The sequence below is a fragment of the Cytobacillus sp. S13-E01 genome (genome assembly GCF_029193815.1).
Lineage (GTDB): Bacteria > Bacillota > Bacilli > Bacillales > Bacillaceae_L > Bacillus_BV.
The window spans coordinates 77,326-100,265 of record NZ_JARFVC010000003.1; the positions used below are offsets into that span (position 1 = coordinate 77,326).

Genomic DNA, 22,940 nt, shown 5'->3' on the forward strand with positions numbered 1-22,940 from the left:
CAAAACTAGGTGAAAATTTTATACTTTCTTACATTTTAAAAATAAGGAGTGATCATTATGAATGTAGCTTCCAAAGAAAATGAGACAAGAGGGCAAAACTCATACACATTTGATGAATTTTTAGAGCAGCGGGAGAATCTCGACTGGTATCGTGATGAACCATTTTTACAGAAAGCAGTGAAACATTTTCTAGGTACAGAATATGAACAAGTCCATGAAAAAATTCTCTCCTTTTCCCCAAAAGTATCTCAAGGGTGGAATCTGTTGGCAGAAAGAATTGCTAGGCCAGAAGTACGTCCATACATGCTTCATTATGATGCTTTTAATCATAGGATTGATCGAATTGTCCGCCCTCTGGAAATGCATCAGCTGGAACAAGGGGTATTTGGAGAAGGTCTTTTTTCTAGCAAAATGACGCCTTGGGAAAGCTTTATAAAAAGAATGTTAACTCACCAATTAGGAGAAGCTGGTGTTGCGTGTCCAGTAACTTGTACTAATGGGTTAGTTGGACTGCTTGAACAATATCCAAATAATGATATTCCCGAACTACAAGAGATTTTGCAACATACAAAGGAAGGAATTAATGGAGAATATGCAATTGGAGCACAGTTCATGACAGAGATTCAAGGTGGCTCCGATTTACCTGCGAATCTATTAGAAGCGGTTCCAGATGGTAAAAATTATCGCTTATATGGAAATAAATTTTTCTGTTCAGTGGCCCATGCCGACTATTCAGTGGTAACTGCCAAGATAACAGGTTCAAATAAAGTATCAACGTTTATTGTTCCGTCTTGGTTACCAGGTGATAAAGAGAAGGAAAAGCGAAACGGGTACGAAATCAATCGAATCAAATGGAAGCTGGGTACAGCTGAATTACCGACTGGTGAAATTAACTATAATGGTGCCCTAGCTTATCCAGTAGGTCCAAAGGATAAAGGCATTGCAGTAGCAGTTGGAATCGTTCTTACATTATCACGCCTTGAAATTGGTATTGCATGTGCTGGATTTATGTTAAGGGCGTCAAGGGAAGCGAATCTTTACAGCGACTTCCGTACCGTGTTTGGCAAAAAGGTAAAAGAATTTCCACTTGCAGCTAGTAAGTTAAAACTAATCGAAAATGCTGCACAACGTACAACTGCAGGGGCATTTAAAATATATGAACTGTTTTTACGTCTTGAAAAACCACTTAACCCTGGGATTAACTCGGAAGCGCCTATTGAAACTAGAAAACAATTATTTAACCTACGAGAACTTGTTCTATTACAAAAAATTTGCGCAACGAATGAGGGAGTTAAAGTATTAAATGAGGCTATATCAGTCTTTGCAGGGCATGGAGTAATGGAAGAGTTTTCAGCGCTTCCACGGATTTTCCGAGATGTCGTGGTAAATGAACAATGGGAAGGGCCCAGAAATCTCTTACTAACACAAATCTATCGTGATCTTCAGAGAGTGACAGATTGGTATTCTCCAGCTGAATTCGTTAGTAGTGTTCTTGAAGGAGCAGCCGATGAAACGACAAAGAAATATTCAGAGCAGCTCGAAGAATTACTGCAAAGACCAGTACTAGGAGAAGTAAGTGAAGCCTCAATGGAAGCGGCACTTGATTGGGATGCGTTTTGCAGTGAATTTTTTAAAGCGTATCAAGTGGTTGCGTTAGAGGAATTGAATTAAGTCATTGGTATAGAAATAGTCCTGTCCCCGCCTGTTTAAAGATTTAACACAGTAGGGGATAGAATGTCTTTTAAAGGATAGATATTTACTTACTTTAAAAGGAAAATGGCATACGTCGATTCGTATGCCATTTCTAATGTCAATTTACCGTTTTGCACCTCAAAACGGAACCCTTTAGCAAAAGAAACACCCGTTATTTTGAGGTTATTGTGGACTATTTAAGGTGTTGGAGAAGTGAAATTATACTTCTGCAACTTGGTGGCCTATTTGAACATGTCAAAGCCGTCTGGAACGGTCGACATCAAAGAGTTCAAAAACTCCCCAGAATATCAATTTCTAAAGGGAGCTATTTGAAGACTCATTTTTAGGTAAACAATTATTTCAAGAGGATAAAGCTGCATAGGCAATTAAAATGGAATAATAGACAAGCCTTATATAACAAGGGTTTAGGCAGGATTATGAGTTAGAAAATCCTGTTTATTAAGGGTGCTAAACTCAAGTTACTTAGTAATTGTATTTTAACTCGGGCGTACTGCGCTTTGTTTCGTTTAGACAGAAGGGGCTTCCATACCGAATTCAGCCCATTCTTCCCGAGAAGGTCCATACACACCAGGTACTCTCAATCCTGCTTGACGCATTAAAACAGTCATTTGTCCTCTGTGATGAATTTGGTGAGAGTTTAAAATTGAAAGAGTAAGACCCTTTGGCCACTGGTCGCCATACATATCATCTGTTTCCTTAAGGGTTTCATCATTCCATTGTTGTTTCATAGCCGTCAGCATGTTTTGGCTTGTGGTGCGGTAGCTTTCAGCAACTTCCTTAGCTGTAATAGGTACAGTGTTATCATGCTCGGCTCCAACAAAAGTAAGTCCAGTACGTGATAGCATCTCATGTACAGAGGTTACTACATGCCATGCGAGGGTACCCAATGTACGTCCCTCTATGGTGACTTGCTGTTTCAAGGATTCGTCGGTTAAAGTATCCAAAATCCTTTGCGTAGAGTTCCCTTCGTTAGTCCAATCATTTATAAATTCATCAATCGAATGATACAATCTTATTCCTCCTTCAGTTTTGTTATAATTCATTATTCTCTATACACGTTAAAATCCCTTTATAAACATGAAAAAATAATCATGCACCTTCTCCTTCATTTTTTCCTAACCAAGTGTAATAAAGTAGAATTGCAATAAAAACTGAAACGGCAGATGCAATATAAATGGTGCTATACCCAAACCAATAAGCAATTTGTCCAAATGTTATTGCTCCAATACCAACTCCTAAATCAAAAAAGGAGAAGAAGGTCGCATTTGCCATCCCTTTTCGGTTCATTGGAGCTGTTTGAACTGACCACGCTTGTAATGCAGGCTGAACAGACCCAAAACCAAGTCCGTAAAAAATAGCAGCTACATATAGAATCGTGCTATTTGGTAACCAAGCGAGTAAAAACATGGCAATCATGATGAAGAAGGTACCGAGTGGAAAAATAGCCCGGTGACCTTTTTGATCGTAGATTCTTCCGGCAAACGTTCTACTTAACATGATTGAAATTGCAAAAAGAAAGAAATACCATTGTATACCTGGAATCCCTTGTTGAGTAGCGTATAAGGGTAAGAAGGATGCGATTCCGCCAAAGGTTACCGTAATAAAAAATAGGAGGATGGACGGTGGTAATGCTGTTTTTTCATAGAGATCCCATTTCTTTGATGCTGAATTAGTGCTTGGTTTTACAGCCTTTTGTAAGTTGATTTTTGACGACAAAAGTAGGGCGATTAGACCTAATGAAGCACATATCATAAACAATTGTGTGAATGTTATGTATCCCACTAAGGCTAAGCCAAGTGTTGGACCCACTGCCAAGGCTACATTTCCAAACAATCCGTAATACCCCATTCCTTCGCCACGTCTTTTTGGAGGGATTAGGTCTGTCGCAATCGTCCCAGATGCTGTTGTGGAAAAACCCCAACCAACTCCTTGAACAATCCTCATCGCGAATAAGAAAAAAAGGCTTGTCGCAAAACCAAATGAACCAACTGAAATAACGAAGATAATAAGTCCAGTTAAGTATACAAAACGCCTACCCATAGATTCCAGTGCATGACCAGCGAATGGTCTTAACAATAGTGCAGAAAACGTAAAAATACCGACTACAACGCCGATTAGTTGATCATTTCCTCCTAATTTTTCAACGAATAGTGGAATTGTTGGCAAAGTCATTTGGAAACCTAGAAAGATGAAAAAATTCGATAAACAAATTAAAGTGAAATCACGTGTCCATATCTTTTCTTTTCCATCTAGCCTAGGTGCTTCTGATGTTAAAGGTGCACTCATAAGGGTCCCCTCTCGATACGTATAAAAAATATTTCGATTGTCTAAATAATCTATGTTTAATTTTACAAGAAAATGGCACTGAAGTCATAATTAAATATAATATTTACATCCTCATCAACATTTAAAAAATTTTTGAATTGTTAGTACTGTTAGTAGCTTATTCCTGAAAAATAGTGGGGGGATTTTCCCATGAAATTGTTAAAAGATTTATTAATAAATCTTTCGTAAAAGTCTCTTAAAGTGAAATTCACATTCGTTTCGGGCGTTTCCTTTATATACTTTTCTTATGATATTTAATTCCGTCACGATTATACGTTTCCATAATTGTACTTATTATATTTATTCAATCACTTTTGGTAATATCAACTTTTTTCGTAACAAATCTACTAGAAACATTACGAACAGCACGTGTCCTCCAATTTTAATCAATCGAATTTGAAAAGATGAAAATCGTCAGATTAGGGGCACGTAGCAGTTGCGGCAAACTTCGTTAATCTATAGAGAGGGTTTAGGCTGTATCTGCGAGCGATTACTTAATGTTAAAATGAATATAAAAATATTTAATAGGTACGTTAATCTTTAATAGTTTTTTAAAAGCCTCGAGGATAATCCTCAAGGCTTTTAAATGTGTTATATGATTATCCCACTAGCTCAGAATAAGTAATTGTAATTGTTGATGCACACAAAGTTGCTAAACGGCTGAACCATTCACCTTTGAATTTTCTTCGATTAAATCGATAACAAAATTCATCTAAATAGGATTGGATATGCTTTGAGTCAATTCCGTGAAACGTAACACCAACAAACGCTTTTGCATTTGAAATAACCGTATGCAGCCAGTTTAAATGGTCTTGACTTTCTTTAGAATTATAGACTTGGTACTCGTGCTTAAATCCACCTCCAGAAAGCGCTCGGTAGGATCTGCAGGCATCGCTACTAATTGTTGACCCTGGTTGAATGCTCTTCTCTGCAAATTTTTTCAAGGTTTTCCCTTTAATATCAGGGATGACCTCCATTTTCAGAAACAGCGGATGTCCTTTCTGGTTTAAGGATAATCCCACTAAGACTTTTGTTTTATCTGTTCCACGCCCACGTTTTCTCATGGCTTGGCGAATTTTATGAAGCATAAGCCAAGCGGTTTTATACGTCACTTTAAGCTCTTCAGAAAGTCGTGTTGCAGATACACCACGTTTATTATGTGCGATTAAATACAGAGCTAAAAACCACTTAGTTAAGTCAGTTCTTGTTTTTTCCATCACGGTTCCGACGGTGACAGTGGATTGGCACCTGCACTTTTTACATTCATAAAGCTTGTGCTTGCGTGTTTTTGTTTCAAAACACGCAACGTGACCACATTTTCCACAACAGTAACCGTCAGACCACTTCAAATTAAAAAGATGGTCATGACAAGCTTCTTCGGTCGAAAACTGTTTTTTGGAAAGAAAACTAGACTCATTTTTTGGTATCTGGACATACTAAACACCCTTTCAAGAACAATTGTTAGTAACCATTATTACCAAACATTGGTTCTTGATAAACATCATTCTGAGTAAAGGGGATAATCATTATGTGTTATTTAAATGATTTTTCTTTTTCAATACCTATCCCTGTAAAACCGTAAATGATTGTCAGTACAGGACATAGTAAGCAAAAAACAGCAAACCACAGATAATCGATTGTGTTAACACCTAATACACTTGTTAGAAACACACCGCTTATCCCGTATGGAATTAAGGGGTTAACGACCGTTCCTGCATCTTCTAAGACACGAGATAATGTCTTGCGTTTCAAGCCCAATTTCTCATATGTTTGCACAAAAGCATTACCTGTAAGGATGATCGACATGTATTGTTCACCTATCACTATATTAATTCCTATTGCGGTTAGAGCTGAAGATAAAACGAGTCGTCCTGTTGTAGCCACGAAATTTCTCATGCTCTCCACTAATCGTTCAATAATACCTAGTATCGACAGTAATCCTCCCATAGTAAGCGTTAAAAGGATAAGAGAGACAGACCACATCATACTTTGGATTCCACCACGATTTAATAAGGCAGCCATTTGTTCATTATCTGTATTTACAGTTGACCCATTTTGAATGATGTTCATTAAGTATTCAATTGAAGTTTGTGGTTGGAATAAATAAATCATGATGATACCTGTTACAATTCCAGATAATATTGTTGGAATGGCTGGTGTTTTTCTAATAGCAAAAAATATCATCACAATCATAGGAAGTAAAGCAAACCAATGGACAACAGCCACTTGATCTAGTTCGGTAACAAAGCTAAAGGAGTTTCGGTTAAGCTTAACTTCGTCAATACGGTTTCCTAGTAAAAAGTAAAAAACAACAGAAATAAGAAATGCGGGAATGGTTGTCCATAACATATTTCGGATATGTTCGAATAAGTCTACCTTGCAAACAGTCGGTGCTAAATTGGTAGTGTCTGAAAGGGGTGACATTTTATCGCCAAAATATGAACCAGAAACAATTGCACCTGCAATCCATGCAGGATTAATTCCCATTGCTTGACCAATTGCCATAAAGGCCACACCTACTGTCGAAGCGGTTGTAAATGCACTGCCAATACTCGTTCCAACAATCGCTGTTATAACGAATGCACTCAGTAATAAATATTCTTCGGACACAAATTGAAACCCAATTACTATTAAGGTTGGAATTGTTCCTGACTCTATCCAAACACTAATTAAAATACCAATCAATAGAAAGATAATAATGGGAATAATACCTGATGAGACACTATTACGGATCCCTTGTTCCATCGAAGACCAGGAGATCTTTTTAAATAACCCAAAGCCAATAAGAAGAATGATAGAAAAGAAGATTGGAACCTGTGGAGGAGCATCAAACTTAATAATGGCCACACCAATCATAGTTAAAACAACAAAGGTAAGTAAAAATGCTTCAGTACTTCTTAAATTTTTCATTATGGTTTCTCCTAGGTGTAATTCATACTTACATACTTAAACGCTTTTTTGTAATAAAGTATATTGGTATAGTAATGTACTATTCATATATTGTCAAGATAGGTAGCTGGTGACTCCATTGCTTTCATGCATTATCATAGTGTCAGAGCCTATAAATAACGAGTTTTACGAGAGTACAAAATGAACAACAACACTAACATAACGATGTCTAATCTAGCGCTAAAAGCAAATTGTACTAAGCCAGTGTGTAAGATGGGTACCTTTGTTATTAGAAGTGCTGCTATCATAATTAGTATTAAAGGTAGGGTTGCATGCTTAACATTCTTATTTAACACTAATAGGATACCGCAGCTGATTTCAATTAAGGCAATAACATAAAGGGTTACAGTCGGATATGGCAGCCCTAAGCTAATAAAATACTGACTCAATTCAGCACTTATTAATTTCATTAATCCAGATGTAATAAAAACATAAGCTACTATATATCTTATTAGTTTACTAGTTGATAGTGAGATCGTCAGGACAATCACCCCTTTTTTAAAAATTATATGCTTTACTGGGACAAACAATCACAATTACAGATAATACTAGTCTGATAATACATAATATTCGTCCCAAACCACTAAATACACGTCTAAATACCTAAAATACTCGTCCCAAACCTCAAAATACTCGTATGAGAACAATATATTCTTATGTAAGAACAAATATTTTCCAATTCACCCCTTAAATTAAGAAAAGATCATAGCTACAATAGTAGCCGGTGATAGCTGGTAATGGTTTTGAGCTTCTTTATACAGATAATTCAGGGGACTGTCAAACAGGTATGGAAAGTGTAATCTTCCAAGGGCTGGTCATGGGCACTTTTAGCCTAGGATTTTTTAATTCATAATGTTTACAGTTATCTTGCAATGGTATAATGTATCTAATAGATGTTTAAGCCTCGACTAATAAGAGCATTAACGCACCATGGTGAGCTAGCCATCTTTAAATTACTTTTATGGAAGTGTTTAAAATGGAGAAAAATAAACCAACCAATGTAAATTATAAAGTTTTGTCTTCACTGTCAGGTTTAATGAAGAATATAGGAACTGAAAAGCATATAGTAACAAGAAAGACTTATGAGACTCTTGTCGAAGATATTGAGGATCCAAGTGAGATCAAGGTTATTAATGAATTATTAGCTCAATTACTAGAGATAAATGAGCAAATGGAAAACATGAACTGGTTGAATAAGCATTATCGAATTTTACATGAATTTGCTCAAATTTGTAGTAAGACTTTAAATGAGTCTATACTTCTTAGAAAGGCCTATGAAATGGTCTCACAAGTAATGCCGACAGATTCCTTTTATATAGCTTTATATACTGAAGGAGAAACACATATTCATCTTGTATTCCTGGCCGAGAATGGTGAAGTCTATCCTCAATCATACATTGAGTTGGGTGACAACTATACTTCTAAGGTCATTAAAACAAGAGAAATTATCCATCAGAAAAAAGCGAGTCAGGCAGTTGAGTATAATGTAACGATTGGTGAAAATGAGACAAGCTCCTGTATATTTCTGCCCGTGATCATAGATGACCATGTAAAAGGGGTCATTTCAGCACAGAGTAATTCTGACTTTGCATATCGCAAGGAGCATGAAGAATTACTGCAAATAATAGGTACACAAGTGATAAATTCAATCGAAACAGCTAGGCTTTATGAAAAGATTTATAAAATGTCACAAACAGATGAATTGACCGGTTTGAAGAACCATAGAGCGTTCCATGAGGACTTATTTAAATTAATCAGAGAAAAAAAACAAGAAATCATATTAATTATGATTGACTCTGATAATTTAAAAGAGATTAATGATGAATATGGTCATGATATAGGCGATTCATACTTGAAGGTCTTGGCTGATGGGATAAAGCATATTAGTGGAACGAATATAGAAGGGTATCGATATGCCGGTGATGAGTTTATGATCTTAATAACTACTCACATGCCTGATGGTATTAAACTACTGTATGAGAACTTAAAACAGTACTTTTTAAGGAACCATGTCACTGTCTCGGATAATAAACTATATGTTTCGTTTAGCACAGGTGTTGCATTTTATCCGGATCATGGTTCATCAGTCGATTCGTTAAAGAAGTCAGCGGATACAGCCTTATACGTAGCAAAAAATCAAGGCAAAAATCAATTGGTTATTGCTGAAAAAAAGTAGGTGCCAGCCCACTAGTATAACGGGTTAAGCACCTTTTTTGTTCTTGTAGGATTGAAAATATTGTAACCAAAAGGAAGATATGTTCTTCCAAATTAGAAAAAAGAGACAACGGTAACCAAAATCAGGTATGTTTAGCTACGTACAACATACACTTTTCTATTTAGGTACACTAAACGAAATAGTAGTACCTTCTCCTATTTTGGATGAAATGGAAAATTGCCCTCCAAGACCTCTTGCTCTTTCCTCCATACTGAACAAACCGACACCTTTTCCTTTAGGGTCCCTAATAAACCCTTCACCTTTGTCATTGATGAGTACTTCGACTACAGATTCTGTTTCGTCGATGGACACTCTAGCCTCATCAACATTTGCATATTTACCGATATTAGTTAAAGCCTCTTGAATAATTCGGTAAATGGTTGTTTCCTTCTGAATATTAAGTCGTGTTCTTAGAGAACATTCTAATTGAACCTGAATACCGTAGTGCTGAGAGAAATTTTCGATGTACTTACGGATAGCAGGAACGACCCCAAGGTCATCCAAGACAGAAGGGCGAAGCTCCCAAGCAAGTCCGCGTATATCCTCAATAACAAAGGAAACATCCTCTCTAAGTTTTTCCAGTCGACTATCTGATGTATCATTAATCAATTGATCAAGCTGGATCAGCAATGAAAACATGCTTTGCCCTACTCCATCATGGAGTTCACGAGAAAAACGTTTTCGTTCTTCTTCCTGTATACCAATGACACGAGTCATCATATTCTTTAACTCATCTTGTACTTCCTTGAGCTTTGTGACTTCACTACGTATGGCTAGATATTGATAAGGATTGCCTTCATCGTCTAAAAAGGGGACAATCGTTGTATTTACCCAATAATACGTACCGTCTTTTGCCCTGTTTTTGATTTCACCGTTCCACACTTGGCCTGAAGATATCGTTTCCCATAACTTACGCATGAATTCTTTGCCATGAAAACCAGAATTAATAATCCTGTGATCTTTCCCGATAAGTTCTTCTTTTGAGTATTTCGATATTTGACAAAATTTATTGTTAACATATTGAATCTTACCCTTATGGTCAGTTACAGCTACAATTGATGATTCATCAAGAGCAAAAGTAAGGTCTGTGAGATGTTTAAGAGAGTGTTTTAAATCTGTTCGAAAAGTTTGATCTTGGATATGATCATCAAGGTTCGATAATAGTTGTACAACATTAGGGCCTATACTTTCATTTTGGTGTTTAAGACGATCAATCTTATTCAAATTGAAGCAACCCTTTCTTCATAGCGTATTTAACTAATTCAGGTCTTGATTTTAGGCCAAGTTTATCCATAAGATTGCTTTTATGGGACTCAACTGTTTTTACACTAATCACTAAATGCGATGCTATATCTTTATTAGAGTAGCCTTTTGCAATCCATTCAAGTACTTCTTTCTCACGATCTGATAATAACTCGAACGTGTTTTGGCTATCTCCATTTTTAACCCGTTCTAAATAACCACTCATTAAGCTTCTAGTCGCATTAGGATTTAAATAAGCATTACCAGAGGCAACTGAGCTAATGGCTGCAAGTAGTTCTTCATGGGGTGCATTTTTTAATATATAACCTGAGGCCCCAGCATGAATCGCACGGAATAGATACTCTTCATCATCGTGCATCGTTAATATCAAAATAGAGATATCAGGTGCAAGTTCATGTAGTTCCTGTGTTGCGGTTAGGCCATCCTTCCCGTGCGGCATGCTCAAATCCATTAAGACCACATCGGGAAGAAGCTCCATTGCCTTTTTAATCGCCTCATCACCTTCTGATGCTTCTCCTATTACTTCGATATTACTTTTCCCGTTCAAAAGCATCATAAGTCCTGACCTTACGACAACATGATCATCAACAACAAGTAGTTTAATCAATCGAATTCCTCCCAGATAGCTATCCGCCAGTGTGATAATTATCACACTTTCTTTTAATCATATAAAAAAAAATGAATCCTTTCAATGGGATTCATTAGTAGTTATGGTTTTTCATTATAATATAAGGATGCAAAATCTTCAGCGGCTGTTGTAATATCGCTAATCTGATTGGGTGTATAAGCTCTTAGACTTCTTGAGGCAACAAGGAGGATTCCGCCAATCTTTTCTTTAAAATAAACAGGAACTGCAATTGCAGAGTATAAATTTTCAGCCAGCATGATCGGATACTCTAGCCTTGTTTTCTCATAATTAGGCGTATTTTGATCAACAATAATGATTCGGCCAAAACGTAAAACTGTACCGGATAACCCCTTTCCAGACTTCCCGACCATATGTTTATAACGCTGATTAAGATTACCAACAACATAGTTCCAGTGAATCGCATGATTTCGCTCATTAACCTGCGCAAATGCCACGAAATCACTTGAAGTACCAGTGCAAAGGGTATTTAGCTTATGTTTGATTTCAACATTCATTGTCTCCACATTTATCTCCCCTTGATCACATAGGGTGATCTTTCTTTCTTGGGACTAACTGATTATATTGTTTCTCATCCATTGTAATTCTTTTTGAGGAGATTGTATGTCAGGGAATTCCCCTAACTTTTAAACATAAATTAATGAATTCTTACTAAATTTCACCTATAAACCTTAGGATTATGTAAAAATCAACGAAAAATACTCGATTATAAATAGGGGAAAACGAAAGTAAAGTTCAGCATTTCCCCTGATACCATATTTACCCCTGTAATTATATGATTAAAGCAGAAAGAAACACAGGGAGGCTAAAACAATGGCTATGATCTTACAGGAAGCAAATAAAAGTATTCCTTATAATATAAATACACTTAAAAAAAGCATATTCAATTTCTTATCTACTGAAAATATAGATAAACTCCAAGGTATTATGAATTCAAAAAAGTTATCAGCTGGTCAACATTTGTTCTGGGAAGGTGAACAAGTTGACAAGATGTATTATATCCAGTCAGGTAGAGTTAAATTAAGAACGTCCACAGAGAGTGGTAAAGAATATCTTATCTCTATTAAAGAAGAAGGTAGTTTATTAGGTGAGTTTGGTGGATTAAATGAGGATCTTCACTATGATTATAGAGCTGAAGTAACTGAAGAAGCAGAAGTTGGCGTTATTGTATTAAACGATTTGAAAAAACTAATGTATCAGTTCGGAAATTTTGCGGTTGAATTTATGAGTTGGATTGGTTCAAATTATAGAGAAACGCAAACTAAATTAAATGATTTACTTTTTAATGATAAGACGGGAGCACTTGCTTCAACTCTTATTCGCTTATCTACTTCTTATGGCGTTAAATGTGCCGACGGTATTCTAATTACAATTGAACTAACCAACAAGGAGTATGGTGATTATATTGGAACATCTAGAGAAAGTGTTAACCGATTGTTAAACACATGGAAAAGAGAAGGTATTATTGATTACATTGATCGTAAAATTGTAATCCGTAATATTGATAAACTGTATGATATTTGTGAATGTGTATAAACTCATGAGCCTACCCCCACCTTTTTTGTCGGAAGCTAAACGACAAAAAAGGTTGTGTAGGCTTTTTTTATGCGTTAGGAGAGTATGATCTTTGTGGAAAGCTTAGTCTTGCGTTCAGCCCCAGCACTTTGTTCTTAAAAATGTAACAAAGATTAATAAATGCTATAATAATAAAAAATGGACGTAAGATTGCAATGCGGTAGGGGGCAATTATTATAAAGAAGATCGTTAAACTTATGTATATTGTAGTAGGCTTTATAGCCCTTGGACTAGGGGTTATTGGGATCATTTTACCTGTTGTGCCAACCACTCCGTTATTACTTTTAGCTTCGTTCTGCTTTGTAAAGGGGTCAGAACGATTTGAGATCTGGTTTAAAGGAACAACCATTTATAAGCGACATCTAGAGAGTTTTGTTAAAGAGAGGTCAATGACGTTTAGGCAGAAGGCTACCATCTTGTTATTTGCAGATGTGATGATCGCCATTCCGTTTATACTTATCGATAGTGTACCACTTAGAATCATGTTGCTATTAATTGTGGCTTATAAATATTATTACTTTATTTATAAGATAAAAACGATTTAAAAAAACCTTGTCACTAGTTCGATGACAAGGTTTTTATATAAGCTATAGCAACCTGTAGTCAGGAAAATAGATAAAAAGTAAATTCGTACCAGGTTTTGTGTCTGGCTCTGGGCGCCATCGGACCTGAGGTCATAAGCCAAGCCGTCTGGAAGGTCCTTCCAGACGGCTTGGCTTATGCTTGTCGCCGATCAGCGGGCGCGCTTTGCGCTTTTCTTAAAAGATAAGAAAGTATAAATGTTTGTACCTAGTTTTAGTGTCTAGCTCCGGGCGCCATCGGCTCGAGGTCATAAGCCAATCCCTTCCCGAAGGCAAAGAACGCCTTCAGTCAGGGCTCGTCTTATGCTTGTCGCCGATAGGCGGGCGCCCTGCGCTTTTCTTACCATAAATATGGTTTAGTAACCATAAACCAAAGCATTGCCAATAGTAGGACGATGTAAATCCATACAGTGCGCTTTAGTTTAGCTACTAATTCTTCCTTATTCTGTCCTTCCCCAGCAAATTTTCCGAGTGTTGGAGAAAAAGCTCGAGCCAGAAAGAATAATGAGAGGAACATGACCAAAAGTGTCATGACAATCCAAGGGGTCGTCCATGTCCATGGTCCGAGAACAACTAGCAGGATCCCTGAACCAACTAGTACATGGCCTGAATGCTTTGAGAGCCGGACAACAAATCGAAACGTGTCCAAATAAGCATTTGTTACTTCTACGTTTGCCATTCTAAGTTTTTTAATAAGTGGCAAGAGTATAAAGAATGGACCAATGGATACGATAGCGCTAACAACATGTATGTAGATTAGTAAACGATACCAAACATCCATGTTTTACATACTACTCGTTAACTGGACTGAACTCATGCACCCATACTCTCATTTGGGGAAGCCATGGCATACCTGGATGGTAGGCTAAAATAGATTGTTTATAGTCTTCCACTGATTCAAACCCTTCTTGATGGGCATGCTCATCCGTTAATTCACCTAAAGACTGAGAGTACACACGGTCCACTCTAAATTTTTTATCTTCTAAAACCATGATTTCTCCAACATCAGCATATCTGCCATTACGACGAGTTGCGGTCTTCTTACCCTCAAGTACCATTTTCACATCGTCAGCCATAGTAACAAGGCGATCAATTTCACATGTTTTCGGTGGTAGTGCATTATGTTCTTCGTGGTTAGTCATATTCAATTTCTCCCTTCAAATCTTTTCTCCTACATAATGTACCACATTTTGGGGTGTCTGACACCTTACTAGGAAGTCATATGATAAAATGGAAGTCAAAATGTAACCAAGGAGAAAAATATGAATTTGAAACTTGATCATATCGGTATAGCAGTACGCAACTTAGAAGACAGTATAGAATTTTACATTAATATAGTAGGTGGCAAACTAATTGATCGCTACCAAAGCGATGCAGAAGGTGTAGAGAGTGAAGTTGCTATTCTAGAAGTAAATGGAGACCGAATTGAATTACTAGCACCAACGAATAATACAACCTCACCCATTGCGCGGTTTATCAAGCAAAAAGGAAAAGGGGTCCATCATATCGCCTATCAAGTTGATAATCTAGATGAGGCTCTAGCAGATCTCAAACAAAAAGGAATTCGTACATTGGAAAATACTCTTCGTATCAATAAGCATGGAAGAAGATTAATTTATTTGAATCCAGCAGATACTGAAGGAACGATTATTGAGTATTGTGATTATCCTGAAATAAGCAACATAAATAGTGAAGATTGAAAATTTAAAACAAGTAGTAAATGAGTTACTGAACATCAAGAAAAGTCTTTCTCTACCAAATTCTTCTTAAGAAGGAAACAAGGTTTTTTAGAAGAACGGTTAACTAAGGATTTAGTAGAGATGTACAGTAACATTCATCATCTAAAAAACTCAAAGCCTAGTTCTGTTGCTATACCGAAGATAAGTGTCCATACTGCTATACTAATTGTCAGCCAAAGTATAGCCCACTTTTTTTCAGCTCCTAAAGACATTCCGATAAATGCGGCAATATGGGTTCCAATTAAAATCGGTCCTAGAAGAGCGAGTCCGGGTAGACCATACCTGTTCCAAATCTTTTTGGCACGTTCACTTCGCTTAGAGGGTGCTTTCCCCTTTTTTTCTTGACGTTTAAGAATCCACTGTCTTACTTTTTCAAACCCAATAATAACTGGTAGAACGGTAGCCATATTCCCAATAAATGCTAGTAACATAACCCAAAATGGTGATAATCCTCTTATGATGCCTAAAGGAATCACTAATGCAATTTCAAGCCAAGGAATCGCAGCACCCAAAAAGACTAATGCATATTCATAAATCAATAAGATTCCTCCTTGATGAGCTTTCGAATCATTATAATGTAAACTAAGCATAAGATTGTGTCAATTATGTTCAACAAAATTTCAATTAAATGTGGTGTAGGTGTCTGAAATAACACAAACTTCCGATTTAGTTTGATAAACCCATAAATCAATTGAATAGGCACCACAGAAAAAATGTGGTGCCTAAAACGTTTTATTTTATTGTTCATCAAGGTGAGCCAGTAAACCCCCACCTCAAAACTTAGGGAATTCGAAGATGGTTTAGGTGGGGGATCACCTGTCCCTAAAGGTCGGACGAAGCACTAGATGTGCAAGTAAAGAGTAGCGCATAAGATGTGCGCGTTCCTAACGTTATAAGTTCAATTAACAATCAGTGGGGGATGAAGAACCCCACTAACCCCGACTGATTGAAGTGTCATTTTACGAAAGTAATCGTTTTGTAACGTTCCTAATTAGCTTAGGCAACACCTGAAAGCTATAAGGTTTATACACGCGCTCGGTCCGTTTATGGCCGTCCTTACCATATACACCAAAATTAAGACATGGAATGTTTAGTTCCTTCATTGTCTCTAAAGGCATTGGGAATAACTGATTCATCGCTGGAAAATTGTTTTTTAATGTATGCATATCCTCTTCTGAACCGTTAAATGAAAGAAAGCTGCCGTCAGATAGATAGGGGAAGTATTTTTTTAACACAAATGTTTCTTTCCCTTTGTATATTTCGTTTTCAAGTGTCTCCTTAACCTTGCGTAAGATGACCGCTCCTTTTTGACTATTTTCCTTTAAAAAATTAGCTGGTAGGAAGGGAGGAGCATAAAATAATATAACCCGGGGTTTTTTAGTAGGATCTAAGTTTTGTAATGCTTCAACTATTTGAAAAGCAAGCATCCTGTCATCGATATCTTCCCGTTTCGAATCACTTAAAATGGATTGAATAACTTTTTGTGGTGCTAATCCTAACTTCTCCAAGTAGTCTATAAAATCTTCAAGACGTATGACCTCTAACTTCCAATCAAAGTCTCGACTAGGTAACCCAGTTGTACGAGAAAATTGTTGATAAGTCTTTCTTTGTCTATCCTCTATATCTTTACAGGTTTCTTTTGTAATCGCTATTAATTCATCTAGAATTTGTTTGGGTGATTTTTCATATACAAAATAGTTAAAATACAGCTTACAGCTTAAAATTGTTTGTACGTCATAGTTCTTTTTATCATCTCTTAAATGCAAACAACTAGGTGGGAGAATCACTTCCCCTTCTAATTGTTCTGTTAAATCGAGGTTTTGTGTAATTTTAACATTTAAAGCCGATGCAATAAGGGTTGGATCAATCGCCGTTAAACTTTCACCTACATGGGCTTCTCTTCCGAAAATATAAAAGCAGGGTAATAATTTTCCTGCAACACCTGTATAGATGTACCTATTATGATCATCTTCAAAGAATGGTGAGATGAAATCATCATTAATAGCTGCCACATAATCTAATGAAAGCTCCTCTTGCAGGCGCTTTAACTCATGTAATGCGCTTCTAAGCCCTGAATGCTGACTTTCTTCATCTGGATTGAACATGACTAATAAATTTCCGTCTAATTCCTCAAGATGTTCAGAAAAATAAAGAAGATTCACAAGGTGGACAGCAATTCCACTTTGCATATCAAGCGCTCCTCTACCAAATAACCAGTCATTTGAGAGTGCATCAGCCTGTACGTCCTTGTCAGCTGCATAGGTTGAAAAGAACTGTTGTAAAGCATCCGAGTCATGGGAAATCGATTGTAATGCACCAAAATCGTCTGTACCAACTGTATCTAAATGAGCATGATAGACGATTGTCTTTTTTGAACCAGTTTTTCCTTTAACAAATGCAAAGACATTCTTTCGTCCTGCAACATCATTAGCTATGCTAGTTGTCCAAGCATATTCTTGATTTTGTTGAAAATATGGAAAGGATTTAATGACCTTTATTAGATAGTCTGCTTTGTCACTTTCACCAATTGTATTGTTGTAGCTTTTCATTTTAACTAGCTCACGGGTTAAAAACTCAACTTGTTGCTCCATTTCTAAAGAACGAAAGTCTGAAAACATAGCGCTTCTCCTCGTATTTAAAATTTCTTCCTTCAGTATAAGGAAAATTCAAGGGAATTAGCAAGGCAAAAAATATATATTTATTTTCGGGAAGTAATGGGTACGAGCAAGACAATAAACCGTTAATCATTTTATTTCTGTTTTTTCGTTTTAGCACTTATACTAGGGGAGTGATTAATGAACATAGTAACAAGGAGATGTATTTAAATGAGCAAACCAGTCATTGTTTATTCAACAAAGGATTGTATAGAGTGTAACATTGTAAAACAAATGCTTACAGAAGAAGGAGTTACCTTTGAGGTAAGAGATGTCATGACTAGCCGTGAATATCAAGAAGAAGTAGAAAAGTTTGGTTTTCTTGGAGTTCCTGTAACTGTGGTAGAAGATCAAGCTGTGAAGGGCTTTGATCATACTGAATTAAAAAGATTAATTGAATTAGCAAAGCAATGACGATAAAGCTTGAAGCCGTGACCTATTAGTCGCGGCTTTGCCTTTATATTCGGTTAATACAGATTTATACGGATTTATAGTAAAGTGCCATTGTACTCTCAATCAGTAACAAGTCTAGTTTAGATTTTTTACCATTGGAAAAAATGAAATGTAGTTCATTAAAAATACGCCTTAAGACTTAGAATGTTTTACGTTTCACGGTCTATTGAGGGACATGCATGAATGGTTTATCGTTAGATTTAGAAAATAATCTTCAAATTCATACATTTTTCATCAAGAATTGAAACCATAGATGAGGTCTAATCGTATGAATATAAAAGAGTTTAAGTCAGGAGACGATTTACGATGAACTCAGTTTTAGCTGTTATAGGTAAAATGTTAATTACAATTCCTTCTACTATTACCATTTGGTTAGTTAGCTTTTTTGCTTTCGAACATTCTTTTTTCGCCTCTTCAGTTATTTCATTAACAGGAGGACTCTTAGTATTTGGTATAATGTCCGTTTTTTTGAAAAGACGGTTGTTGAAAAGACATCGATTAAGTAGAAAAGAATTTCATTATATTATGAATAACCTGGATGAAGCAAAACGAAAAATTTATCGTTTGAATAGAGCGCTTGTTTCAATAAAACATTTACCATCATTGAAACAAAGACTTGAGCTTATTCGTATTACGAGAAAAATATATAGCATGTCAAAAAAAGAGCCAAAACGGTTTTACAAGGCTGAACGATTTTATTATTCACACTTAGATTCAGCAGTTGAACTTGCAGAAAAATATGTATTCCTATCCTCCCAGCCTAAAAAGAACCGAGAACTCGACATGTCTCTTTATGAAACGCGCCGAACGTTAGAAGAGCTTACCCACTCAATTGAAAATGATTTATATCAGTTTCTATCTGATGACATTGACCAATTGAATTATGAAATCGATGTTGCCAAGCACTCAATAAAAACAATAAAGGATTCATCAAAAATTAGTGATGAAAGCAGGCGATTAAAATGACCGAATATCAAAACAATCCATCCCTGTTAAAAAAGACTGGTCATTCAAATTTAATGGAAGACCTACTATCTAATCCTTTTGGGGAAAATGAAGACGGTCAAAACCAAAAAACTGTGCATGAACAGGAAAATAAACCAGTTAAACTAATTGATGTCATACCAGAAGAGAATAGGGCAAAAGCTTATCAGCTTGCCGATCAGATAGATCCAAAAAATCACCAAGCCATGATTACTTATGGAACGCCAGCACAATCTAAGCTATTATCTTTTTCACACACCATGCTTGAACATGTGGGAAAAAAGGATGTTGGTGAAATTGGGACAATTATCAGCGAGTTAATGAAAAAACTAAACGATGTGAGTCCAGAAGAGCTGAAATCAGAACGACCATCCTTTATAGCGCGGATGTTTGGGAAGGTATCCGGTTCTATTCAAGAGGTTTTATCAAAGTATCAGAAAACAGGTGCTCAAATAGATCGTATTAGTGTGAAATTAGATCATAGTAAAAATACCCTTTTATCAGATATTGTGATGCTAGAAAAGTTATTTGAAGTAAATAAGGAATATTTTGATACGTTAAATGTCTATATTGCAGCGGGTGAAATTAAGTTAGAGCAGCTTCATGAAAAGACAATCCCAGAGCTAAAAAAATCAGCAGAAGTATCAAATGATCAAATGAAATTTCAAGAAGTAAATGACATGAACCAATTTGCTGAAAGATTAGATAAACGTCTGTATGATTTGAAATTAAGTAGAGAAATTACCATTCAAAGTGCTCCACAAATCCGTCTAATTCAAAATACGAACCAAGCACTTGTTGAAAAAATTCAATCATCGATCATGACGGCAATTCCACTATGGAAAAATCAAGTCGCTATTGCTTTGACTTTGATTAGACAACGTCATGCGGTAGAAGCACAAAAACAAGTTTCAAAGACTACAAATGAGCTTTTACTAAAAAATGCAGAAATGCTTAAGGCAAATACAATTGAAACGGCAAGAGAAAATGAGCGTGGTTTAGTCGATATCGAGACATTGAAGAAAACACAGGAAAGCTTAATTGCGACTCTTGAAGAAACACTTCGGATTCAGGAGGAAGGACGTTCTAAACGTCGCCAAGCAGAACAAGAGTTAGCTACGATGGACAGAGAATTAAGGCAGAAGCTGTTACACATAAGACAAGAGTAATGAATAGAGGGGAGGAGGGGTCCCCTCTAGTTTACTACTTGAAAATTCACAGAACTTCCCGAACGAGAAAGCCCGCTCCTAAGGTGTGGGAGTATCATTCCTCCCGTAAGGCCCCTTTTTGTAGAACGTATTTTATCGTTGCGACAGTCCCTACACCATATAAAGCATATTTAATACCAATTAAGAAAATATCAAAATTAAACTTGTGAAATTCGAACATCGCAAATGCTATTCCCAAAATAACCGCAGTTAAAGGAATATACCTGTTTGAAATCCCGGTTGCCTGGCGTATTGCATATAAAACAACGGCTAAAGCCACATAGGCTGTGAACTCCATTCCTAAAAGTTGCTCCATTTTTTATCACACCCTTAAAAATTAGTACTATAAATTAAATAGATGTACAAGTCTTACTACTAAATACTATGTGGCTAGACCTTCTTTTACGATAAAAATTTAATAAGGGAAAAAGTAAAAGGTTGCAAATTTAATTGATTAGTAAAAAGCTTATCCTTGATTATATTAACAAAGCCAAAGTACGTGGCTTTATTAATTGGAGAAATTCGGGACATACGGTTCAAGGGGTGGTTTTAGATAAGGGACGTGGACATATTGATACAGACCCAGAATGAGCAGTAGAGCTTAGTCTGCTAGTCTTTTTCAAAAAGGCTTGCGGTAGTGAACATGCTACAAATCTGATTAAAGGTCTCAAGCAGAAGTATGTAAGAAGACCAGCATTCTTAGACGAACTAAACAAAATAAAATAGCGAAACAAAAGGGTGGAAACATGTATTTAACAATAAAAGAAACAGCAGAATACCTATCATTTTCAGAAGCATATATAGAAACCTTAATTAAGGAAAAGCGTATTCGTGCTCTATTTGATGGAGAGCAATATTTAATTAATAAGGAGCAATTTACGACTCATTTAGAGCAAATGGAAAAATACAAAGGGTTACTAGAGGAATTACGAAATGAGCCTATTCCTGAAGATATCGATGTAAAGGATGAGGATTGATCATCTTTGGTGTATTTTAAAGTTTTTGGAGTGACTGTAACTATTTTAGTTTATACGTTCCATAGACAATTACAACTCAACGTTTGTTTGGGGACTGAATCAAACTTGAAGAGTCATCAGGCACCTCAAAAGGACAAATGTCTTCCTAGGGTGTCAGGCACTGTACTATACCGTAGAAATGAAAGGGATGAAATCACATTTCATCCCTTTCATACTAGTGTTTTATTAGCTTATTAATACCCTTTTTTATAATCAACAAGATTGATTGTAGGAGAATCTAAAGAAACATAGCTTTTTAAATTAGGAATTAGAATGTTTTCTAGTACACGTTTATTATAGTTCTCTGTTGAACCTGATGTATGTGGTGTAATGATAACATTTTCAAGGTCCCACAAAGGACTGTCTTCAGCTAATGGTTCTTTTTCAAACACATCTAGCCCTGCTCCAGCAATTTCTTGCTCACGTAATGCGTTAATTAATTCTTCTTCTACAACAATTTCACCACGTCCAATATTGATTAGAAATGAAGATGGTTTCATCAGCTTAAATTGCTCGTCACCAAACATTTGGTGTGTATCTTTTGTAAGTGGCAATGTAATAACGACATAATCACATTGAGGTAGAATCGTATGTAACTGGTCTGGTGTATACATTTCATCAACATATTGTTCGGGTTTACCAGAATAACGCATACCTAATACTTTCATTCCGAATGCTTTGGCGAGCTTTGCAGTTTCTGTTCCTATTTCACCCACACCAATGATTCCAATCGTCTTTTCATGAATCTCAAGCTTTAAATCAGAATGGTGCCATTTCTTTGAAGCTTGATTTCTAACATAGGCATGAATTTTCCTGGTTAAGCCAAGCATTAATGCAAAAATGGTTTCAGAAATTGGATATGCATGAACGCCATTTGCACTGGTTAGGAGGACGTTTTTTGATTCTAAATCTTGTAAAGGTAAGTTGTTTACTCCTGCACTCCAGGTTTGAAGCCAACGTAGCTTAGAGTCTCTTTTAATGCTATATTCATCAACTTCTTTTTTCCAGCCCGCAATAATTTCTGCGTCTATAAGGTGTCCCTCCCATATGCTCTTATCTTTTCCTACAATGACATCCCAATCTGGCAGTAGTTCTTTTATTTGTTTGTAGTGGGTTTGGTCGATATCCTGTGTGACCACTAATTTTCTGTTTAGCATGATGCTACCTCCGTTTTGCGGATTTTTATTCTATTTTAACAGACATTGAGAAAGTTGTTATATTAGAAGTGGTGAATTAATTTATAAAATTATTAGAATATAATGAGTGGTGATTCATTTGAACAAGTCTTTGTGCCTCTATTATCTAATCCAAATGTACAATAGTCATTGGAATTTTTAAAACAAGATAGTGACAACACAACGGAAGACCAAATTGCAGTTACAACCATACCAGCACCTACCTTTCAAGAAGAGGTACGAGGAAAAGAATTCGAAAAGCATTTTAGAGAGCTTGGACTAGTGAATATTTTCGTTGATGAAGTAGGAAATATGTGTATTCATAGTTTGTTCAAAGCTTATCGAATGAATTGTGAACTATTTCACATTATCGATATTTTTAGTAAAATACCTGCTATATTTAGAGTGTAATAAATAATTACATTTCGAAAGGATGCGATCTAC

General features: G+C 36.2%; 24 protein-coding genes. 10 read left to right on the plus strand and 14 right to left on the minus strand.

The window, feature by feature from the left end; genetic code table 11:
• Nucleotides 1–57: 57 nt before the first annotated feature.
• Nucleotides 58–1,671, plus strand: coding sequence for an acyl-CoA dehydrogenase family protein (locus tag PY093_RS03765; RefSeq protein WP_275644541.1), 1,614 nt, complete (start codon nt 58–60; stop codon nt 1,669–1,671).
• Between the two features lie 548 nt (nt 1,672–2,219).
• Here the strand turns inward: PY093_RS03765 and PY093_RS03770 are convergent.
• The 5 genes from PY093_RS03770 to PY093_RS03790 all read right to left on the minus strand — a co-directional run bounded on the left by PY093_RS03770 (nt 2,220) and on the right by PY093_RS03790 (nt 7,478).
• On the minus strand, nt 2,220–2,723 hold the full coding sequence (locus PY093_RS03770) for a DinB family protein (RefSeq protein WP_275644542.1): 504 nt from the start codon (nt 2,721–2,723) through the stop codon (nt 2,220–2,222).
• Between the two features lie 79 nt (nt 2,724–2,802).
• Nucleotides 2,803–3,999 (minus strand): MFS transporter, encoded by a 1,197-nt coding sequence (locus tag PY093_RS03775; RefSeq protein WP_275644543.1) that lies wholly within the window; start codon nt 3,997–3,999, stop codon nt 2,803–2,805.
• A 638-nt stretch (nt 4,000–4,637) separates the two neighbouring features.
• Nucleotides 4,638–5,465, minus strand: coding sequence for an IS1595 family transposase (locus PY093_RS03780; RefSeq protein WP_275644650.1), 828 nt, complete (start codon nt 5,463–5,465; stop codon nt 4,638–4,640).
• Between the two features lie 106 nt (nt 5,466–5,571).
• On the minus strand, nt 5,572–6,948 hold the full coding sequence (gene nhaC / locus PY093_RS03785) for a Na+/H+ antiporter NhaC (protein ID WP_275644544.1): 1,377 nt from the start codon (nt 6,946–6,948) through the stop codon (nt 5,572–5,574).
• Nucleotides 6,949–7,097: 149 nt separating this feature from the next.
• Nucleotides 7,098–7,478: a DoxX family protein gene (locus PY093_RS03790; protein ID WP_345774218.1), complete on the minus strand. Its 381-nt coding sequence runs from the start codon at nt 7,476–7,478 to the stop codon at nt 7,098–7,100.
• Nucleotides 7,479–7,963: 485 nt separating this feature from the next.
• On the opposite strand from PY093_RS03790, the gene PY093_RS03795 reads away from it, so the two are divergent.
• Nucleotides 7,964–9,163 carry a sensor domain-containing diguanylate cyclase gene (locus tag PY093_RS03795; RefSeq protein ID WP_275644545.1) on the plus strand — a complete coding sequence of 400 codons (1,200 nt, stop codon included), beginning with the start codon at nt 7,964–7,966 and terminating at the stop codon, nt 9,161–9,163.
• A gap of 156 nt (nt 9,164–9,319) precedes the next feature.
• Here the strand turns inward: PY093_RS03795 and PY093_RS03800 are convergent, their stop codons facing one another.
• The 3 genes from PY093_RS03800 to PY093_RS03810 form a co-directional block, all read right to left on the minus strand.
• Nucleotides 9,320–10,426 (minus strand): sensor histidine kinase, encoded by a 1,107-nt coding sequence (locus PY093_RS03800; protein ID WP_275644546.1) that lies wholly within the window; start codon nt 10,424–10,426, stop codon nt 9,320–9,322.
• The gene (locus PY093_RS03805) at nt 10,419–11,072 is read right to left on the minus strand and encodes a response regulator (RefSeq protein WP_275644547.1); all 654 of its coding nucleotides are present in this window, start codon (nt 11,070–11,072) and stop codon (nt 10,419–10,421) included. The genes PY093_RS03800 and PY093_RS03805 overlap by 8 nt, the downstream gene beginning before the upstream one ends.
• A gap of 101 nt (nt 11,073–11,173) precedes the next feature.
• Complete coding sequence (locus PY093_RS03810; RefSeq protein WP_275644652.1) at nt 11,174–11,608, minus strand: GAF domain-containing protein; 435 nt, start codon at nt 11,606–11,608, stop codon at nt 11,174–11,176.
• Between the two features lie 316 nt (nt 11,609–11,924).
• On the opposite strand from PY093_RS03810, the gene PY093_RS03815 reads away from it, so the two are divergent.
• Together PY093_RS03815 and PY093_RS03820 are read left to right on the plus strand one after the other, a co-directional pair.
• Complete coding sequence (locus PY093_RS03815; RefSeq protein ID WP_275644548.1) at nt 11,925–12,647, plus strand: Crp/Fnr family transcriptional regulator; 723 nt, start codon at nt 11,925–11,927, stop codon at nt 12,645–12,647.
• Nucleotides 12,648–12,883: 236 nt separating this feature from the next.
• The gene (locus PY093_RS03820; protein ID WP_275644549.1) at nt 12,884–13,231 is read left to right on the plus strand and encodes a YbaN family protein; all 348 of its coding nucleotides are present in this window, start codon (nt 12,884–12,886) and stop codon (nt 13,229–13,231) included.
• Nucleotides 13,232–13,607: 376 nt separating this feature from the next.
• On the opposite strand, the gene PY093_RS03825 is transcribed toward PY093_RS03820, so the two are convergent.
• Together PY093_RS03825 and PY093_RS03830 are read right to left on the minus strand one after the other, a co-directional pair.
• Nucleotides 13,608–14,048, minus strand: coding sequence for a hypothetical protein (locus PY093_RS03825; RefSeq protein ID WP_275644550.1), 441 nt, complete (start codon nt 14,046–14,048; stop codon nt 13,608–13,610).
• Between the two features lie 10 nt (nt 14,049–14,058).
• Nucleotides 14,059–14,409, minus strand: coding sequence for an ASCH domain-containing protein (locus tag PY093_RS03830; protein ID WP_275644551.1), 351 nt, complete (start codon nt 14,407–14,409; stop codon nt 14,059–14,061).
• A gap of 120 nt (nt 14,410–14,529) precedes the next feature.
• On the opposite strand from PY093_RS03830, the gene PY093_RS03835 reads away from it, so the two are divergent.
• Nucleotides 14,530–14,967, plus strand: coding sequence for a VOC family protein (locus PY093_RS03835; protein ID WP_275644552.1), 438 nt, complete (start codon nt 14,530–14,532; stop codon nt 14,965–14,967).
• A 137-nt stretch (nt 14,968–15,104) separates the two neighbouring features.
• Here the strand turns inward: PY093_RS03835 and PY093_RS03840 are convergent, their stop codons facing one another.
• Both PY093_RS03840 and PY093_RS03845 read right to left on the minus strand, forming a co-directional pair.
• Complete coding sequence (locus PY093_RS03840; protein WP_275644653.1) at nt 15,105–15,542, minus strand: small multi-drug export protein; 438 nt, start codon at nt 15,540–15,542, stop codon at nt 15,105–15,107.
• A gap of 423 nt (nt 15,543–15,965) precedes the next feature.
• Nucleotides 15,966–17,624, minus strand: coding sequence for a M20/M25/M40 family metallo-hydrolase (locus tag PY093_RS03845; RefSeq protein ID WP_275644553.1), 1,659 nt, complete (start codon nt 17,622–17,624; stop codon nt 15,966–15,968).
• Between the two features lie 207 nt (nt 17,625–17,831).
• Here PY093_RS03845 and PY093_RS03850 point away from each other — a divergent pair, with 207 nt between their 5' ends.
• From PY093_RS03850 to PY093_RS03860, 3 genes are all read left to right on the plus strand, one after another.
• On the plus strand, nt 17,832–18,074 hold the full coding sequence (locus tag PY093_RS03850; RefSeq protein WP_275644554.1) for a glutaredoxin family protein: 243 nt from the start codon (nt 17,832–17,834) through the stop codon (nt 18,072–18,074).
• Between the two features lie 345 nt (nt 18,075–18,419).
• Nucleotides 18,420–19,079, plus strand: coding sequence for a 5-bromo-4-chloroindolyl phosphate hydrolysis family protein (locus PY093_RS03855; protein ID WP_275644555.1), 660 nt, complete (start codon nt 18,420–18,422; stop codon nt 19,077–19,079).
• Nucleotides 19,076–20,266, plus strand: a complete 1,191-nt coding sequence (locus tag PY093_RS03860) for a toxic anion resistance protein (protein WP_275644556.1) — start codon at nt 19,076–19,078, stop codon at nt 20,264–20,266. The genes PY093_RS03855 and PY093_RS03860 overlap by 4 nt, the downstream gene beginning before the upstream one ends.
• A gap of 94 nt (nt 20,267–20,360) precedes the next feature.
• Here PY093_RS03860 and PY093_RS03865 read toward each other — a convergent pair whose 3' ends face one another.
• Nucleotides 20,361–20,621 carry a phage holin family protein gene (locus PY093_RS03865; RefSeq protein ID WP_275644557.1) on the minus strand — a complete coding sequence of 87 codons (261 nt, stop codon included), beginning with the start codon at nt 20,619–20,621 and terminating at the stop codon, nt 20,361–20,363.
• A gap of 430 nt (nt 20,622–21,051) precedes the next feature.
• On the opposite strand from PY093_RS03865, the gene PY093_RS03870 reads away from it, so the two are divergent.
• A complete protein-coding gene (locus PY093_RS03870; protein WP_275644558.1) occupies nt 21,052–21,282 on the plus strand; it encodes an excisionase family DNA-binding protein in 231 nt (76 codons plus the stop codon).
• Between the two features lie 233 nt (nt 21,283–21,515).
• Here PY093_RS03870 and PY093_RS03875 read toward each other — a convergent pair whose 3' ends face one another.
• The gene (locus PY093_RS03875) at nt 21,516–22,478 is read right to left on the minus strand and encodes a D-2-hydroxyacid dehydrogenase (protein WP_275644559.1); all 963 of its coding nucleotides are present in this window, start codon (nt 22,476–22,478) and stop codon (nt 21,516–21,518) included.
• Nucleotides 22,479–22,646: 168 nt separating this feature from the next.
• Between PY093_RS03875 and PY093_RS03880 the strand changes: the two genes are divergently transcribed.
• Nucleotides 22,647–22,907, plus strand: a complete 261-nt coding sequence (locus tag PY093_RS03880; protein ID WP_275644560.1) for a hypothetical protein — start codon at nt 22,647–22,649, stop codon at nt 22,905–22,907.
• Nucleotides 22,908–22,940: the final 33 nt, after the last annotated feature.